Origin of the sequence: Sinorhizobium sp. 22678, from assembly GCF_052044265.1 — a bacterium.
Taxonomy (GTDB): domain Bacteria; phylum Pseudomonadota; class Alphaproteobacteria; order Rhizobiales; family Rhizobiaceae; genus Sinorhizobium; species Sinorhizobium meliloti_A.
In genome coordinates this window covers 12,608-29,479 of record NZ_JBQEMS010000027.1, presented here as the reverse complement: position 1 = coordinate 29,479, position 16,872 = coordinate 12,608, and the positions used below count along the sequence as shown (strand labels likewise).

The 16,872-nt window shown below is 61.3% G+C and carries 19 protein-coding genes; 11 read left to right on the top strand and 8 right to left on the bottom strand.

All coding sequences use genetic code 11. From position 1 onward, the window contains the following. Nucleotides 1–64: 64 nt before the first annotated feature. The 4 genes from ACTJKL_RS27440 to ACTJKL_RS27425 are packed head-to-tail and all read right to left on the bottom strand — an operon-like array spanning nucleotide 65 to nucleotide 1,859. Nucleotides 65–604: a DUF1697 domain-containing protein gene (locus ACTJKL_RS27440; RefSeq protein ID WP_440854305.1), complete on the bottom strand. Its 540-nt coding sequence runs from the start codon at nucleotides 602–604 to the stop codon at nucleotides 65–67. 5 nt (nucleotides 605–609) lie between these two features. Continuing rightward, on the bottom strand, nucleotides 610–1,038 hold the full coding sequence (locus ACTJKL_RS27435) for a DUF2267 domain-containing protein (RefSeq protein WP_018097833.1): 429 nt from the start codon (nucleotides 1,036–1,038) through the stop codon (nucleotides 610–612). Continuing rightward, on the bottom strand, nucleotides 1,035–1,409 hold the full coding sequence (gene yidD / locus ACTJKL_RS27430) for a membrane protein insertion efficiency factor YidD (RefSeq protein WP_440854304.1): 375 nt from the start codon (nucleotides 1,407–1,409) through the stop codon (nucleotides 1,035–1,037). The genes ACTJKL_RS27435 and yidD overlap by 4 nt, the downstream gene beginning before the upstream one ends. Nucleotides 1,410–1,412: 3 nt before the next feature. Beyond that, nucleotides 1,413–1,859: an iron-sulfur cluster assembly scaffold protein gene (locus ACTJKL_RS27425; protein WP_440854303.1), complete on the bottom strand. Its 447-nt coding sequence runs from the start codon at nucleotides 1,857–1,859 to the stop codon at nucleotides 1,413–1,415. Nucleotides 1,860–2,197: 338 nt separating this feature from the next. Here ACTJKL_RS27425 and folE point away from each other — a divergent pair, with 338 nt between their 5' ends. The 3 genes from folE (at nucleotide 2,198) to ACTJKL_RS27410 (ending at nucleotide 4,661) form a co-directional block, all read left to right on the top strand. Beyond that, nucleotides 2,198–2,812 (top strand): GTP cyclohydrolase I FolE, encoded by a 615-nt coding sequence (gene folE / locus ACTJKL_RS27420; RefSeq protein WP_324763285.1) that lies wholly within the window; start codon nucleotides 2,198–2,200, stop codon nucleotides 2,810–2,812. Between the two features lie 100 nt (nucleotides 2,813–2,912). After that, complete coding sequence (hisI, locus tag ACTJKL_RS27415) at nucleotides 2,913–3,365, top strand: phosphoribosyl-AMP cyclohydrolase (protein WP_018097836.1); 453 nt, start codon at nucleotides 2,913–2,915, stop codon at nucleotides 3,363–3,365. 330 nt (nucleotides 3,366–3,695) lie between these two features. After that, nucleotides 3,696–4,661, top strand: coding sequence for a patatin-like phospholipase family protein (locus ACTJKL_RS27410; protein WP_018097837.1), 966 nt, complete (start codon nucleotides 3,696–3,698; stop codon nucleotides 4,659–4,661). Nucleotides 4,662–4,820: 159 nt separating this feature from the next. Here the strand turns inward: ACTJKL_RS27410 and ACTJKL_RS27405 are convergent, their stop codons facing one another. After that, nucleotides 4,821–5,249, bottom strand: a complete 429-nt coding sequence (locus ACTJKL_RS27405; protein ID WP_018097838.1) for a CBS domain-containing protein — start codon at nucleotides 5,247–5,249, stop codon at nucleotides 4,821–4,823. Between the two features lie 387 nt (nucleotides 5,250–5,636). Continuing rightward, a complete protein-coding gene (locus ACTJKL_RS27400) occupies nucleotides 5,637–6,377 on the bottom strand; it encodes a rhomboid family intramembrane serine protease (protein ID WP_324763283.1) in 741 nt (246 codons plus the stop codon). A gap of 360 nt (nucleotides 6,378–6,737) precedes the next feature. On the opposite strand from ACTJKL_RS27400, the gene ACTJKL_RS27395 reads away from it, so the two are divergent. The 6 genes from ACTJKL_RS27395 (at nucleotide 6,738) to ACTJKL_RS27370 (ending at nucleotide 12,214) form a co-directional block, all read left to right on the top strand. Further along, complete coding sequence (locus tag ACTJKL_RS27395) at nucleotides 6,738–7,319, top strand: PAS domain-containing protein (protein WP_234819298.1); 582 nt, start codon at nucleotides 6,738–6,740, stop codon at nucleotides 7,317–7,319. A 67-nt stretch (nucleotides 7,320–7,386) separates the two neighbouring features. After that, complete coding sequence (locus tag ACTJKL_RS27390; protein WP_411923263.1) at nucleotides 7,387–7,995, top strand: PilZ domain-containing protein; 609 nt, start codon at nucleotides 7,387–7,389, stop codon at nucleotides 7,993–7,995. A gap of 484 nt (nucleotides 7,996–8,479) precedes the next feature. Further along, nucleotides 8,480–9,088, top strand: coding sequence for a transglutaminase-like cysteine peptidase (locus ACTJKL_RS27385; protein ID WP_275598055.1), 609 nt, complete (start codon nucleotides 8,480–8,482; stop codon nucleotides 9,086–9,088). Nucleotides 9,089–9,298: 210 nt separating this feature from the next. Next, nucleotides 9,299–10,027 carry a hypothetical protein gene (locus ACTJKL_RS27380; protein ID WP_100673962.1) on the top strand — a complete coding sequence of 243 codons (729 nt, stop codon included), beginning with the start codon at nucleotides 9,299–9,301 and terminating at the stop codon, nucleotides 10,025–10,027. 249 nt (nucleotides 10,028–10,276) lie between these two features. Continuing rightward, nucleotides 10,277–11,773 (top strand): SPOR domain-containing protein, encoded by a 1,497-nt coding sequence (locus ACTJKL_RS27375; protein WP_440854302.1) that lies wholly within the window; start codon nucleotides 10,277–10,279, stop codon nucleotides 11,771–11,773. Between the two features lie 171 nt (nucleotides 11,774–11,944). Beyond that, complete coding sequence (locus ACTJKL_RS27370) at nucleotides 11,945–12,214, top strand: hypothetical protein (RefSeq protein ID WP_440854301.1); 270 nt, start codon at nucleotides 11,945–11,947, stop codon at nucleotides 12,212–12,214. 235 nt (nucleotides 12,215–12,449) lie between these two features. Here the strand turns inward: ACTJKL_RS27370 and ACTJKL_RS27365 are convergent, their stop codons facing one another. Together ACTJKL_RS27365 and ACTJKL_RS27360 are read right to left on the bottom strand one after the other, a co-directional pair. Next, the gene (locus ACTJKL_RS27365; RefSeq protein ID WP_324763281.1) at nucleotides 12,450–12,884 is read right to left on the bottom strand and encodes a DUF1489 family protein; all 435 of its coding nucleotides are present in this window, start codon (nucleotides 12,882–12,884) and stop codon (nucleotides 12,450–12,452) included. An 86-nt stretch (nucleotides 12,885–12,970) separates the two neighbouring features. Next, a complete protein-coding gene (locus ACTJKL_RS27360) occupies nucleotides 12,971–14,371 on the bottom strand; it encodes an L-serine ammonia-lyase (RefSeq protein WP_018097846.1) in 1,401 nt (466 codons plus the stop codon). A gap of 609 nt (nucleotides 14,372–14,980) precedes the next feature. Here ACTJKL_RS27360 and ACTJKL_RS27355 point away from each other — a divergent pair. Both ACTJKL_RS27355 and ACTJKL_RS27350 read left to right on the top strand, forming a co-directional pair. Then, the gene (locus tag ACTJKL_RS27355) at nucleotides 14,981–15,715 is read left to right on the top strand and encodes a DUF599 domain-containing protein (RefSeq protein WP_198516849.1); all 735 of its coding nucleotides are present in this window, start codon (nucleotides 14,981–14,983) and stop codon (nucleotides 15,713–15,715) included. 132 nt (nucleotides 15,716–15,847) lie between these two features. Then, nucleotides 15,848–16,870: a heparan-alpha-glucosaminide N-acetyltransferase gene (locus tag ACTJKL_RS27350; protein ID WP_440854300.1), complete on the top strand. Its 1,023-nt coding sequence runs from the start codon at nucleotides 15,848–15,850 to the stop codon at nucleotides 16,868–16,870. The last annotated feature ends 2 nt before the right edge of the window (nucleotides 16,871–16,872 follow it).

Below are 16,872 nucleotides of genomic sequence, written 5' to 3'. Positions count from 1 at the left end.
CGGCCGGGCCGGTTCGCGGGCCTGATAAAGCTTTTTCACCGTGGAGTAAAGGCGCGGCGGCCGCTCAACCGGCAACCATTCCACGCAGTCGCCTCACCGTGTTCCAGTTGCGCACCGTCCCGATGCCGAGCCGTTTGGTCGTTAGCGCCCCGAGCAACTTCGATTCGCTCGCCCTGCCGGCAAAATCGACCCAGAGATCGCCGTCGACGATGGCCACGCGCTCGCCCCTGGAGCAATGGCCGAGCAGTTTTTCCCGCATGTCGGCTTCGAGAGGAGAGCGCATCACCCGCACGTGGACGCTCGCAGGATCCCTTTCGCTTTCGGCGAGAAATGGGTTGCCTGCCGCAAGTCTCGACCAGTCCTCCGCGGAACGAAGGATGATGTCGACGTGACGGCCGAAGGTCTTCTCGAAAGTCCCTTCGAGTTCGGCCTCCAATTCCGCGAGCGGCTTTGCTGGCGACTCGAACAGAAGATTGCCCGTGGCGACGAGCGTGCGCGGCGCCCTGTAGCCGAGCGCTTCGGCCATTGCCTTCAAGTCGGCCATAACGACGCGCCGGCCGCCGGCGAGAACGATGCTGTGCAGCAAGGCGACGTAAGCCTTCATTCGCCTCAAGCCCGCCAGAAATCGACAGCGCCCGCGGGTAGGCGCGCGAGCACGCGATCGAGCAGCATTTCGTCTATATTGCGCCGCAACGCCGCGGCTACGTCTGCGATCGCCGTTTCCGGAGAGACGTTGTGATTGCCGCGGAAGGCTTGCACCTCGCGCGTCATCGCCCGGCGTTCGCAGAAGGGCACGGTCGGCTCCTCCAGGTCCCAGTCGGCGACGAAGATCGCTCGAAGGACCGGCGGTAGCGCCTTGGCGAAAAGCAGGGCGCCGGAGATGTCGAGGCGACGGCGGAAAGTGTAAAGCACCGCCTGCACCATGGTATAGGCCTGATTGGTTGTCTGAAGAGCGGCGATATCGCGTGCGTCGACGATGAACCGGTCGAAATCCGCAGAGGCCTGGCGGTACTCCATCGGAATGGTCACGGCTCTCATGCGTCCTTTCGGCGTAATTGCCAGTAGCGCCATGGCGTGTACCAGCGCTGGCGCGGTGCGAGGCTTTCCGGCACCGGATCGAATCCGTGGGTTCCGCCCGGGCCGCAGCGGATGACCCGGAACAAGGTCAGCCACCCGCCGGCCCAGAGGCCGTATCGGGCGATCGCCTCGAAGGCGTACTCCGAACAGGTCGGCAAGTGCCGGCAGGAATTGCCGATGAAACTCGACAGCGTCAGTTGATAGGCGCGGATCAGGATCGTGCCGACGAGCCGCCCCGGCGTCTTGCGGAACGGCCCGGACCAATTGCGCCCTCCGGCGGCACCGGCATCGCCACGGGTGAATGCATGATCGGCATGGGGCTGAGGACACATGGCTCAGACGGCCGCGGCGAGGCGCCTCGCCTCGATCTGACCGATGGCATCGACGACGGCATCGAAAGTCAGCATCGTCGAGGCATGACGCGCCTTGTAGTCCTTGACCGGCCTCAGAAAGCGCATGTCTTCGAAACGATCCGATGGCCCCTCCCCATCGGCCTTCAGCATGGCCAGCATGTCCTCGCGGGCCTGCCGGATCTCGTCCGCATGGGCACCCACGACATGGCGCGCCATGATGGATGAGGACGCCTGGCCGAGCGCACAGGCCTTGACGTCATGGGCGAAGTCGATGACGACGTCGCCGTCCATCTTCAGCCAGATTCTCACCTTCGAGCCGCAAAGCTTGGAATGCGCGGCGGTTTCGGCGTCGGCATCGGTCAACATTCCGAGGCGCGGAATATTCCCTGCGAATTCGAGAATTCTGCTGTTGTAAATGTCGTCTATCATTTGGAAATCCGGTGGATTTTTCGCGGTTTCGGGCGTTCGGCGCATGATTTTCCCCAGGCGGCGGGAAAAAAGCAAGGCGTGGCGCATTCGGGCTCTTTTATCCATGTGGCACCATACTATATGCTATGTCGTGTTGGGGTGACAGTTCCGCAAGGGGATCAAATGTCGCCTGTTGTTTGGGAAACCGTGCCGGACGGTCGAGTGCACTGCTAAGCCGAGACCCGAAAGCCCCGGAGCCCGCCAACGGAACCCAAGCCTGCAGGGTTAGGCGTATGGCCAATGGCGAGTTGTCCGAAAAGATAAAACGTCAGCAATTTCGTATTGCTTGAAGGGGCCATATGGACGCCATAGTGAAGAATTTTCCTGTGCTCGACGACACAAGTCGTCCGACGCAGAAGGAAGCCGAAGAAGCCGTTCGCGTCTTGTTGCGCTGGGCAGGTGAAGATCCGGCACGAGAAGGCCTGAAGGACACGCCTTCGCGCGTCGCCAAGGCGTATCGGGAAATTTTCGGCGGCTACGATCTCGCGGCTGAAGACGTGCTCGGGCGAACCTTCGAGGAAGTCTCCGGCTACGACGATATCGTGCTGGAAAAGGACATCCCGTTCTATTCGCATTGCGAGCACCACATGGTGCCGATCATCGGCAAGGCTCATATCGCCTATCTGCCGAACGGCCGCGTGCTCGGCCTTTCCAAGATCGCCCGGGTCGTCGATATCTACGCCCGTCGTCTGCAGACGCAGGAAGCGATGACGGCGCAGATCGCCAAGGCCATCGACGAGACCCTCATGCCCCGGGGCGTGGCGGTGATGATCGAGGCCGAGCATCTGTGCATGGCGATGCGCGGCATCAAGAAGCAGGGCGCGACGACGCTGACGACCACCTTCACCGGTGCGTTCAAGAGCGAGCCGGCCGAACAGGTCCGTTTCATGACGATGCTCCGGGGCTTCAAGTAAGCTCGCCACCGCATGTTGAAAAGCATGCAGCAACCCCCAAGTGCTACAGCGACCTTGCGCGTCTGACCGAGACGCGCGGCGCTGCAGTGGAGCTCGGACTATGACGCTCACTTTTGCATCCCCTCCGCAGGACAAGGCCGAACTGGAAAGCGGCCCGGCCTTCACCCCGCGTTTCGACGAGAAGGGTCTGATCACGGTCGTCGTCACCGATGCCCGCGACGGCGAATTGCTGATGGTCGCGCACATGAATGCCGAAGCGCTGTCCCTCACGCTCGAAACCGGAATCGCGCATTACTACAGCCGCTCACGCGAACGCCTGTGGAAGAAGGGCGAAAGCTCGGGCAATTTGCAGACCGTCCGGGAAATACGAACCGATTGCGACCAGGATGCCGTGTGGTTGAAAGTCTCTGTGGCTGGCCACGATGCTACCTGCCATACCGGGCGCCGCTCGTGCTTCTATCGGACGGTCGGCGTCACCGATGGCGAAGCAAAAGTGGCGATCACCGACGACCACAGGCATTTCGATCCGGCGCAGATTTACGCCGGCAACTGAGCATCTGCATTTTCCTGGTTCACCTGAGTGATATATTCATCTTTTGGCAACCAAACGGGCATCTAATCATTAATCTTGTAAGTGGTTCCCGCGGTAACGGCGGAGTACCAAAATGTGTTGCAGGCTGTATCCAATGTTTATCGGGCGGGCCGCATTTGTAGCCGGTTCAGTGCTATATCTCGATCATGGTGTCAGACTTTCAGCGACCAAACGTGAAGCCGGCACCGGCATGTTTAGATGGCCGAATCGCTTCGGTTCCAGGAATATGCGGTAGTAGGGCTGCAGGGCCGTGTCGGAAGCTAATCTATTCGGCGGTGTCGGAGGTGCCGGATGCTGAACTGGACATTCACGCGTAACAGTCAGATCGCCGATCTTTCCGGCGCGAACGGGTCATCGATCACGACCACCCCTCCAGAACCACCCATTTCCCAGTCCGTGAAACCCAGGATCGCGCTGGCGCTCGGCGGCGGTGCTGCGCGAGGTTGGGCCCATATCGGTGTCCTGAAAGCCCTCGACGAGGAGGGCATCGAAGTCGGAATGATTGCGGGCACATCGATCGGCGCGCTGGTCGGCGGCTGTTATCTCGCCGGCAAGCTCGATGAATTGGAGGCTTTCGCCCGCTCGCTTACCGTGCGCCGTATTGCCGGCTTGCTCGATTTCGCGATCGGCGGCGGTGGCCTCTTTGGCGGTCTGCGGCTCACCAAGCGGATGCAGGAACATCTGCAGAACCTCAGTATCGAGGATCTCGACCGGCCCTTCGTGGCCGTCGCCACGGAAGTCTACAGCGGCCACGAGGTCTGGATCGAGAAAGGATCCCTGATTACCGCCATTCGCGCATCCTACGCCTTGCCTGGCATCTTCGAGCCCGTCAACGCCAACGGCCGGACGCTCATCGACGGCGCGCTGGTCAACCCCGTTCCCGTTTCGGTCTGCCGCGCACATGAGCAATTGCACGTCGTCGCCGTCAACCTGAACTACGACGTCTACGGCCGCTCGGCGGTCGTCAAGCACAGCGCCGGCATGGAAACGCCGGACGCGCCGGCGACGGAGACAAACCGTTTTTCGGCACGACTCGGCATGACCAGTGTGATGGTCCAGGCCTTCAACATCATTCAGGACCGCATTTCGCGCGCACGGCTGGCTGGCGATCCGCCGGATCTGTCGCTCCACCCGAAGCTGAACGATATCGGACTTTCGGAATTCCACCGCGCGGGCGAAGCGATCGAGCGCGGTTATCAGGAAGCCAAGATCAAGCTTTCGGAAATCCGGCGCATGCAGGAACCGCTGCCTCGTTGAAAGGCCGGGAGAACTTGCGGATCGGCCCAAGTGTTCCAAGGCCCGTTGAGATCCGGACACCCGGCGCCGCTTGTTTGATTTCTCCATTCCTGTGCTTGTCACAGGAGTCGAGTGGCGCACGGTCAGCCGTCACAAACTCAAAATGAATCTCAACAGGCCTTAGCCGGAGATATAGGCCTTGATCTGTTCGGCCTCGTTCTCGATGGCGCGGATGTGATATTTCACCACGTCTCCAATCGAAATAATGCCGGCCAGCCGGCCTTCCCGCTCCACGGGTAGATGACGCGCGCGAAATTTACTCATCATCTCCATCAGCGCGTCGACAGACATTTCTTCGCGACAGCAATAGACGTTCTGCCACATGACGGAAGAAACCGGCTTGTCGAGGCAGGCGGCACCATATCGGGCAATCGAGGCGACGATGTCGCGCTCCGTCATGATGCCCACGATATGCTCTTCCGGATCGACGACGACAACGGCTCCGATATGATTTTCATGCAGTAAAGTCGCGACCTGCTGCACCGTCACCTGCGCTGTGACCGTGACGACGTTGCTGCCTTTTTCATTGAGAATCGCTTTCACCGACATGCGCACATCTCCCGTTGCGACAAAACCGGGCCGACGGGAAGAGTTTCCGTCCGTGCCGGTCACTGCACTTTCCTCCGGTGGAAGGAAGACCGCGATGACAGTGCAAATGGCCGCAGGAAACCCGTACCCATTCCGGCGCCTGCGCAGCCCCTTGGCACTCCTCGAGCACAAAGCTACGCCGGCACCCGGCCTTTTCCGCGGTCGCCTCGAGCAATTCGGCGGCCGTGATGAATGGTGCTCCAGCGACTTCAGGAAATCAAGGCTTCTGCAGAAAGCCGTCCGCCTCTGCGGCGAAATCAGTCATCACGAAAAATTCCGCGGTTGACACAATCGATTGTCGCACCCTCGCCCGAAGCCGGTGGAAGCTTCTTTCCGGCTTGCAGTGCCTCACCTTTCCTGCCTTCGGGGATCGAAGAATGCGAACAGAAGGAAGCCGAAGAGGAAACCGCCGATATGCGCCTCCCAGGCCACGCTTCCTGCCCCTCCGATCGACAGAATGCCAAAGCCCACCAGCAAATTTGTCAGGAACCATATCCCGGTGAAGACGAGCACGGACCGGTTGGTGAGCGTCTCCGCAAACGACAGCCGCCGATTGAGATGGGCAAACTGGCGGCTGATGCGACCGCTCGGGGAAAATACGAACCGGGCCGCCGCCCCCATCAAGCCGGAAACGACACCCGAAGCCCCGATCACCACCGCCATCTCGCCCCAATGGAAGATGATGTGCAAGCCGACGGCGGCAGCCGCCGACAGGCACCAGAACAAGGCGAGCCTGGCCATCCCGATCCGTCTGACGACGGGTGCGCCGAACGCGACCATCCAGAAGACATTGAAGATGAGATGCTCCCAACTGCCGTGCAGGAAGGAATAGGTCACCGGGGTCCAGAGCCAGACCAGCCCCTGCTCACCGAGCGGCAGCGTGTAGCGCACCGGCAGAAAGGCAAAGTTGAGGATCAGTTCCTGGTCGATCTCGGCCGGCAGAACATAGGTCCTCAAGACATGGACCGCGATCAGGAACAAAAGGATGCCGGTCAGCCCCGGCGGAAGATTGAAGGCGGGCTCGCGACTGCGGACGCCGGTACTTTCGACATCGGTTTCCGGTGATGTTGCCGCCTGATCCCGTTCCATCGCTGCCTCTTCCCTTCGGTCGCTGCGGTTGCGCTCAGACGGCGGCGAACCGCCCACAGCAGCGCGCAAGGGATAAGCAAACAAAAAAACGCCGTCCAGTGAAAACTGAACGGCGTCACGCGCCGTTCCGCGCGTATCAGTCGATGTGCTGAAGGCAATCCTTCGTGAAGTGCTGCCGAATGAAATGGCAGCCGCCGGCGTCGAGCGCAATCGAAACCGGCCGTTAACCTTAATTTCGCGCTGGCACGAAAATCGCTCCATGCACTCAAGGAACACCCAATAGGCCGCCGGCTATCCCGATTCGGGACGGTCTGCGCCGCAACAACGACCGATCGGGCAAAAATGCGCAGCAGAACGACAATGGAACTGTTTCAATACTGGAACGAAGTTCGCGGCGACCGCGATCTCCCGCGCCGTGACGAAATCCAGCCCGCCGATATTCGTTCACTCCTGCCCAACATCTTCATCCTCCAGGCGGAGGCGGACGGCGGAATACACTTTCGTCTCGCGGGCACCCACATCTGCGGCCTGTTCGGCGACGAACTCCGCCACCGTCAATTCTCCGCCTTGTGGCTCGGCGGACAGCAGGAGGAGGCTGCCGGCATCGCCGTTGAGGTCGTGAAGCGATGCACGCCGATGCTTCTGACCGCGTCCGGCGCAACCGCAACCGGAGATCGGCTGGACGTGGAAGTTCTGCTCACCCCGCTCGCCTCTCCCGACGGTACGGGCGACCGCATACTCGGCGCGCTGTCGCCGCTGTCCCGTCCGATATGGCTGCACATGAAGCCATTGCAGCACCTTGTCCTCGACAGCCGGTGTGCCGCATTCCCCGCGTCTGAATGCTCCACTGCCGGTCTGACCGCCAGCCGCATCGATGCCCGCGATCGCCCCTTCCGCGTGACGCAGCACCTGCGCGTCTTCGAGGGTGGAAGAAGAAACTGAGCGAACCTTCTGTTAATCGGTGCGGTCTATACTTTCGCCTGCAAACTATATCCATCATAGAGTGATCATGTTCTCCTTCCAGCATGCGCAGAACAGCGCCCCGAAACCACATCAGGAAAGTGCGTTTCAGCGCGTTTCGGTCAATCTTTCGGGACGACTGATGCTTGCCAGTCACGAGGAGTATGACTGTACCGCCTTGGAGATGTCGCCGGGCGACGTTCTCTTAACCTCCCCCGCGCGTCCGCGCGGCGGGGAGCGTATCATTGCCTATGTCGACCATGTAGGTCGCCTCGAAGGCACCGTGTCACGCGTCGCGGACGATACGTTCGTGATTCAGCTCAATGCCACGGAGCGCAAGCGCGAGAAGCTTGCGGCACAGCTGACCTGGATCGCCAACAAACACGAACTCGGTCTGCCGGAAGACCGGCGCCATGACCGGCTTGCGCCCCGCAAGACATTGACGGAACTCACCGTCGATACCGGCGAGAGATACAGCTGTCGGATCATCGACCTCTCGCTTTCGGGCGCGGCGGTCGACATCGACACGCGGCCCGCCGTAGGATCGCCGGTCAGGCTGGGCAATATGAAGGGCAGGATCGTCCGTCATTTCCAGGAAGGCGTCGCCATCGAATTCTCCGGGGTACAGTCCCGCGAGGCACTGACCGAGTTTCTGTAAGCGCACCCGACGTAGCCCCGGAATAACGTCCGCAGAGGCGGCGATTGCTCGGCGGACCGCCTGGACCAGGCCTCTGCCCTCGCCAGTGCAAATCGGCTCTTCCGCGGCGGGCCGGCAACAGAAATAGCTTCTGGTAAACCGGGCGTTACTCTTCCCAGCGATCTGGCACTACTTCCCGATGGCTCCGATGGGTCATACCGTCACCGGCTGCATGGCTGGCGGGACGCGCAATCGCGGCAATGCCACATGCGCCGCGACTATGGTTTTTCATAATATTCAATGTCTTACCCGAACTTTCACCGTAGTAGCCCCCGGTGGGCGCCGACAAGCGGCATAAAAATCGATAAAATTTGAATCGAATTTTATTACAGTTCTCCTCAATTTTTATTCTTATGTTATTCGAGTTTGTTCTTGTTTTTACTTCCGATCTTCGCTGCCGGTAAAAAACTCTGTGCCAATGTCGAACCACAACGGGGAGACAATCATGCGCACAATCATCACCATGGCGATCGCTGCCGCAGCCCTAGCCACCGGCCTCATCACCGGGGCGGCTTACGCGGCGCCGGCGAACATGACGGTCGGCGGCGCGACCAACCCGCCGATCGGGCATTACGAGTTCTGCAAGGCCAATCCCTCCGAATGCCAGGCCATCGGCAAGGATCCTGGCCCGGCGGAGCTGACGCGCGAAAGCTGGAAGAAAATCCTCGAAATCAACTACGAGGTGAATCAGGCGATCGCTCCGATGACCGACATGGAAATCCACGGTGTCGAGGAAAACTGGTCCTACCCGGACGCCGTCGGGGACTGCGAGGATTACGTGCTGCTGAAGCGCCGCAAGCTGATCGAAAGCGGCTTCTCCCCCGCCGATCTTCTGATCACCGTCGTCCTGCAGCCGAATGGCGACGGTCATGCCGTCCTGACGGTTCGCACCGATCGCGGCGACTTCGTTCTCGACAACATGCGCAGCAAGGTGCTGCTCTGGTCGGACACGGAATATACCTACCTGAAGCGGCAGTCGTCGGACCATGCAGGCCGCTGGGTGAAACTGCAGGATGGTCGCGCTCTCGCCGTCGGCAGCGTCAGCGCGCAGTAAGGACAGGCGCAGGCCATGGCCTGCGCCTCCGATCGGCCCCCGTCGGCACCCCGCCCGCGCCCGGGCGGATTTTCCCGGGCGGCCGCCACGCTTCACCCAAAATTAACCAAGTTGGACGAGCCTTGGCCGCGAGCGAGTTCCGCGCGGCGAGGTCCATTGGCCTTCGAGTGGATAGAACGCGCCCCTGATCAGGTATCCTACGGCGCAGCCATGAACCCGCCCCACATTCCCGAACCGGAACTCCTGCCGCTCCTTTCATCCCGCTCCGTATACACAGTTGCCGCAGCCGTCGTGATCCTCCTTGCGCTGACGATCGCCCTCTCCTTTTCCGGGCGCTGGTTCGGTCGACATCTCGCCCAGGCCGGCCACACTGCGAGCCGCGAAACCTACGACATCTTTATCGGCCAGGACCATTTGCGCCTGCCCGCGAATGTCATTCGCTTCGAAAACCAACGCAACACGAGCATCGTCGAGCGCGTGGATCTCTATCTCACCTGGCCGGGGCTCGAAGGCTACAGCGAGGAGACGCGGCCATTGTTCGACGATGTCAGCCGGCCGGAAAATCTGATCTTCCTGCAGGTCGCGCAAAGTACGATGTCTCGCGACATGTCGGGGCGTCTCGCCCCCGTCTACCGCCATGTCCTGCAGCACGCGCCGCAGGCCGGCCCCGAGGGCCTCACTAGGTACGACGCAAAGCCGGATTCCAGCTATGCCGGCGAAGTCTTCTTCACCGCCGAGAGGGACGGGCGCCCTGCCTATGTGCTGCGCTGCGTGCTTCCCGAGAACCCCGCGGCATCGACCAGCGCCGATTGCCAGCGCGACGTTCACATGGGCAAGGACCTCATCGTTCTTTACCGTTTCTCCAGCAGGTTGCTGCCGCAGTGGCGTACCATCGAAGATTCGATAGAAACTTACATCAGCACACATCTCGTGCCGTGATTTTGACGAAGAGTCGTGATGCAGCCAATGCGCCGGCTAGAACGGGATGGGGGAGTACGCACGGAGTTTCCGGCCGAGCCTACCAAGACATCATGATCTAGTGCGGGCTGAAGGTGTCGATCCTGAACAAAACGACCGGTGGCGGGCAACCAATCGTTCATCATAAACCGATTGGTAACGCTATCCCGATACTGTCTCGGGAAAGGTCGTATCCGGAGACGGCGTCCGGACGGCACCCCTGATATGTGAATGAAGAGCAATACAGTGTCTCAATCCGTTTTTTTTGATCTCGCGAAACGCCCGTTCGGCGTCTTTTCAGAAGTTGTGGGGCGGATTTTTCTTGCCGGCCTGATCGCCGTGCTGACCTTTTCGGCGCCCGCCTTCGCGAATTCCAAGTATGCCGGCATCGTCGTAGACGCGAAAACCGGCAAGGTTCTTTACGGCGAAGACGCTGATCAATTACGCTACCCGGCTTCGCTGACGAAGATGATGACGCTGTATCTGACGTTCGAGGCGCTTGAAGCCGGACGGATCAGCAAAAGCACCCCTGTTCCCTTTTCCAAAAAGGCGTCGGCAGAGCCGCCGTCGAAGCTCGGTGTGCGCGCCGGCCGATCGATCACCGTCGAGCAGGCGATCCTGTCGCTGGTGACGCGCTCCGCCAATGATGCGGCAACGGCGCTTGGCGAGCTCCTGGGCGGTTCGGAGCAGCGCTTCGCCCGGATGATGACCAACAAGGCCCGCGCGCTCGGCATGACGCGCACCACCTATCGCAACGCCCATGGCCTGCCCAATTCCGAACAACGGACGACCGCCCGCGACCAGGCCCGCCTCGGTATCGCGCTCCGGCAGCATTTTCCGCAGTATTACGACTATTTCTCCACGCGCAGCTTCCGTTTCGGGAAGCAGACGATCGGCAACCACAACCGGTTGCTCGGCAACGTCCGCGGAGTAGACGGTATCAAGACCGGCTATACACGCGCATCCGGTTTCAATCTCGTGACCTCGGCCCAGCTCGACGGGCGCAGCATCGTGGCGGTCGTCATGGGCGGCACGTCCGGTGGCGCCCGCGATGCGCAGATGCGCAAGCTCGTCGCGAAATACATGCCTTCCGCATCGCGCCGCGGCAGCGGCAATCTGATCGCCGAGGTTCCGGCCGAACCCGTGACGACGGTAGCCGAAGCCGAAGTTCGGCCGGCAACCGCCGCGGCTGTCGCGTCGGCAGCGATGGACCTGCCGAATACCGGCCCGGTCCCGGATTTCCGCTACACAGGCGAAAGCGCCGGCAGCGTCGCAATGGCCTATGCATCGACGAAAGCGGCATCGGACAATCCCGTGCTTGCAGCCAAGATTGCGCCGAACACGCTCGATTCACAGAGCGCCAGACTTGCCCAGGAGCCGGAAGCCGCTGGCGACGTCGATACGCAAATCACCAATTCGGTCGCCACCGCTGAAACAGCACCTGCCGCGGCCGAAGCGCGCACCGAAGCCAATGTCGGCATGCAGGGCTGGGTCATCCAGATCGGCGCCACGCCCGACAAGACGCAGGCCATGACGCTGCTCGACAATGCCAAGGAAAAGGGCGGCAAGGCACTGCGTAACGCCACCCCCTTCACGGTCGCCTTCAGCAATGGCGGAGCTCAGCTCTACCGCGCACGCTTCGGCGGCTTCGACGACCAGGACAAGGCCGTCAACGCATGCAGGACATTGAAGAAGAAGGGCTTCGCTTGCTGGGCGAGCCAGCAGTAAGAGACGCCATCTACTGCATGTTTCCTTTGATCCAATCCGATCCAAGGACAAAGCATGCGGCAACCAAAGTGCTACAGCGACCTTTGCGCGGCTGAGACGCGCGGCGCTGCAGCGGCAGCCGGACGTTTTCCGGCTGTCCTCCTCGGATTAGTACAGCGTAACGAGGTCAGCATGGCAATGAACGAGAACGTCCCCGGCGACAGCCTGATTTCCGACCGGAAAGCAAGGTCTTCGCGCATCCGGCTGCATCCATTGCATGAGGCGGCCATGCGCATCGCCGACATCGGTCTGAACCGGTCCAAGGCAAAGACGCGCGACCTGGTGGGTATGCTCCTTACACACGGCGCGCGCGCTTGGCGTTCGACCCAGCCTCGGGCCGACATCCATCTGCATGTCGCGGCACCGGATCGTAGTCACCCTCTCAGAATGCGCCTGCAATAAACAACGAAGGCCAGCTTCCCCCTCGTGTCTGTGCGTGTCACAGTGATGAGAGCAGCGCCGCGTCTGGGGCGCGAGAGGCGTTCTTTCAGCCCAAGGACTTGGTCGGCTGGATCCCTGTGACGAGCACAGGGATCGGTTCAAGCAAGCGGCGGGTATCCTATCCCGAATCTCCACGCGCCTTAAAGCACCCAGGAGAAGCGCGTAGCGGTTAGCAAGCGCCTCTTCCCGCCCCCGCCTATAACAGCCCGAGTTCGGCAAGTTCACGCCGCAATTCGAGCGGCATCTCACCGCCATCGGCGAGCGAGGCAAGATCGCGCGGGGCTTCCTTCTCCTCGAGGTAGCGCCAGCCCTGAAAAGCCCGACGCGGCTGTGTTTCCGTCTCCATGACTTCCGGGCCGAGCAGGAGATTGCAGCGGCCGATGCCCTCGCCGTCGGTGAAGGTCTCGATGCCGATCAGCGGCTGTCGCGCCTGAACGTAACCCTTGATCACCCAATAGAGCGAACCGCCGGCGAGAAGCTCTTCCGCCCGCTTCGGGACCATCCGGGTCGTGTGGAAGGAGTGCGGCTGCTGCCCGGCTGCGATCGCCGCCAGGGCCCTGCGCGCTACCCATTCGCGCAGGTCCTCGATCGATTCGGCACCGACGCAGAGTTTGATGAGATGCAAAGCCATGGCAAATCTTGAACACCCGGCCGACGGCTGCGGTCAAGCCGTCCGGGCATATTCGTCCACAGCCCCATCGGCTTCAGACTTATCGCTCAGCACTCGACCACGTTGACCGCGAGACCCCCGGTCGATGTTTCCTTGTACTTCTCGTTCATGTCCGCGCCGGTCTGGCGCATCGTCTCGATACAGGCGTCGAGCGGCACGAAATGCTTGCCGTCACCCTTGAGTGCCAGCGAGGCGGCCGTAACCGCCTTGACGGCGCCGAGGGCATTGCGTTCGATGCACGGCACCTGAACGAGACCTGCGACCGGATCGCAGGTCATGCCGAGATGGTGCTCGAGCGCGATCTCGGCCGCATTCTCGATCTGCTCGGGCGTTCCGCCCATGACGGCAGCAAGACCCGCCGCGGCCATCGCCGACGCCGATCCGACTTCGCCCTGACAGCCCACCTCCGCGCCCGAAATCGAGGCGTTGTGCTTGATGATACCGCCGATCGCCGCTGCGGTCAGCAGGTAATCCCGGATGCCTTCCTGATCGGCATCGTCGTGGAAATGCAGATAGTAGCGGATCGTCGCCGGAACGACGCCGGCCGCGCCGTTGGTCGGCGAAGTCACCACCCGGCCGCCGGCAGCATTCTCCTCATTGATCGCCATCGCATAGACGCTCAACCAATCATTTGCGAGGAGAGGATTGGTCTTGTTGGAGCGCCATTCCTCCTGCAGCTTGTCGTGGATCGCCCGGGCGCGCCGGCGCACCTTCAGACCGCCCGGCATGATGCCGTCCTGGCTGAGGCCGCGGTCGATGCAACTGCTCATCGCCGTCCAGATGCGGTCGAGCCCGGCGTCGAGCTCGTCCCTCGACATGCTGCATTCCTCGTTCGCGCGCTTCATCTGGGCGATCGTCAGCCCGGAGCGCGCGGCCATGTCGAGCATCTGCTGAGCCGTGGCAAAGGGATAGGGCACCTTTACGCCGGCGGGCTTGTTCTTCTGGGCCCTCATCGCGTCCAGTTCCGTATCGGTCACCACGAAGCCGCCGCCGATCGAATAGTAGATGCGTTTCAGAAGCAGCCGCCCGTCCCGGTCGAAGGCGGAGAAGGACATGCCGTTGGCATGGCCCGGCAGCGGCGTCTTCTTGTCGAAGACCAGATCGGTTTTCGGCTGGAATATATAGCCCGGATGGCCCGGCGGGGTGATGCGGCCCGTACGCTCCACCTGCTCGATGATCCCGTCCATCCTGTCCGGCTCGACGAGATCCGGCCGCTCGCCCATCAGGCCGAGAATGACCGCCCTGCCCGTTCCATGGCCGATGCCTGTATGCGCCAGCGACCCATGGAGACTTACCTTAATGGCGCCGACAGCCGCGTGAGACGGTCGCGGCCATTCATCCGACAGGATGAGATCGAGAAACCTGTTGGCGGCCGACATCGGCCCCATCGTGTGTGAGCTCGATGGACCGATACCGATCTTGAAAACGTCGAAGACGGAAAGAAACATGAATTGCCTGCCCAGAGCCTGGCGCAACGTTGCAGCCGATGAGCTCCACATTTGCGTCGATGATAGGACCGAAGCCGACCGTTTTCCTGCTCGGGCGGTGTCGATCGTTCCTAATATAGGATCGAACCCTAAGCGATCCTATGCCGACCCGTCAGGCGACCGACCGACATCGGATTCTGTTGGTGCGACATGCCACTGAAGAACAGCGCATGTGATCGGCGATCGAGAGCGGTCAAAAAAAAGCGTTGCAGCCCGTGAACTGCAACGCCTGACATTTCAATCTGTCTTCAGAAGCCGCCGAAGAGATAGGCGAGAACGAGAACGCCCCCGAAACCCGCCACGGCGCGAACCGTCACGCCCCAGCACGACTTCTCTACTGTTTTGTCCATGATGTCTCCGAATACCGAAGCTCGGTAACCATTAAGTCGTGTGGCCGTCCAATAGCGAAGAATCTGTTAACGCGCAATGGTGAAATATGGCGAAATAGTGTCAAAGCGATGCGGGACAGCTTGGACGCGGACACAAAGCCGTGTGCAAGCGGTGGAATCCCCGGCGCGCCCGCTCGGTGCTGTCGCCTCGATTTCGCCGTGAATCTTAAGACAGGCCGGCATGCGTCCATCTTGCATTTTCGGATGGCCGTGCCAAAACACCGCTATGACCTCTGAAGATTACCTCGCGCTCGTCATCTTCGTGCTCCTCTGGGCCGGCTTCAGCTGGGCTTCCGACGGGGGGCGCGGCTTCGACCGCGTCAGCCTGACGCGTTTGATGAACGAGCACAGGGCGCGCTGGATCCGCAATTCGCTCAATCGCGATCTCAAGATGATCGACACGCAAATCATCGCCGGGCTGCAGGCCGGTACCGCTTTCTTCGCCTCGACGACGATCTTCGCGCTCGGCGGTTGTTTCGCATTGCTCGGCGCGACAGACCAAGTGCAGATGATCTTCAGCGACCTTCCGCAGATATTCCGAAGCGGGCGGACCGCCTTCGAACTGAAAGTCGGCGGACTGACCTGCCTCTTCGGCTATTCCTTCTTCAAGTTCGGTTGGTCATACCGGCTGTTCAACTATTGCTCGATCCTGATGGGCGGCATACCGATGACGGCGGACATGCAACGCGACCAGAAGGCGGCCGAGCGCGCCGCGGAGCGTGCGATCCGCATGAACATACTTGCGGCCAAGCACTTCAATGCGGGGCTCCGGGCGATCTTCCTGTCGATCGGCTATCTCGGCTGGTTCATCAGCCCCTATGTGTTCATGGTGCTTACCGCCCTCGTCATCTTCGTCCTCGCGCGCCGGCAGTTCTTCTCCGAAGCGCGCGCCGCGCTGATCGAGAATGCGCCATAGGCTGCAGCGATTGCACCCGGTCGGCGGTTTGCGGTAAGCAATCGAATGACTGGCGGCCCTCCTTTCAACATATTCGCGACGCGACTGAAATGAGACGCCCTCGTAGACCTCCAGCAGCAGAGCGACTCTTCGATGTCCGAACACAGCGCGACGACGACCCCTGAAGTGCAAATGCGCACGGAGGTGACCGGAACCCACCGGATGGTCCTCCTGGATGCGCTGCGCGGCCTGGCCCTCGTCGCCATGGCCCTCTATCACTTTGTGTGGGACCTCGAATTCTTCGGCTATGTCGCGGCCGGCACCGCCGGGACGGGCGGCTGGCGGATGTTTGCACGCTTGATTGCCAGCAGCTTCCTGTTTCTTGCCGGTTACAGCCTCGTGCTCGGCCAGTTCCCGAAACTCCGTCCGCGCGCTTTCGCCATACGTTTCGCGAAGATCGCCGGCGCAGCCGCGCTGATCAGCATCGGGACCTGGTTCGCCTTCCCCCAGTCGTTCATCTTCTTCGGGATTCTTCACGCCATTGCCGCGGCAAGCCTCGTCGGCCTCCTTTTTCTGAAATTGCCGGCCGCCGTTTCCTTTCTTGCAGCCGCCGCGGCCTTCGCGGCTCCCCTCTATCTGCGCTCCTCGTTTTTCGACATGCCGGCGCTCTGGTGGGTCGGCCTTTCGGAAGCGATCCCGCGCTCGAATGACTACGTTCCTCTGCTTCCGTGGGTTGCCCCTTTCCTGCTCGGCCTCGGCACCGCGAAGCTGCTCCACCCGCTATTTTCCGCCCGGCGCAGCCGAAGCGCCGGGGCCCGGAAGCTCCCGTGGATGACGCCTCTCGCCTTTGGCGGCCGTCACAGCCTTCTGATATATCTCATCCACCAGCCGCTGCTTATCGCGGCAGTCTATCTTTTCTCTCTCGCCGTTCCCGCCCCGACGCCGGATCCGGCACAGGTCTATCTGCTGAATTGCGAACGGGCATGCAGCAACGAAAATTCCGCGATCTCCTGCAGCGCCTTTTGCGGTTGCACACTCGCCGGCTTGAAGGAACAGAACCTGTTCGACGATCTGAACCTGGGCAAGATCGACGTGAGCACGGACGAACGCATTGCGCGAATCGCGGGTCAGTGCACAATGGATGCACAATCAGGAGAGGCACAGTCGGGGGACTAGGA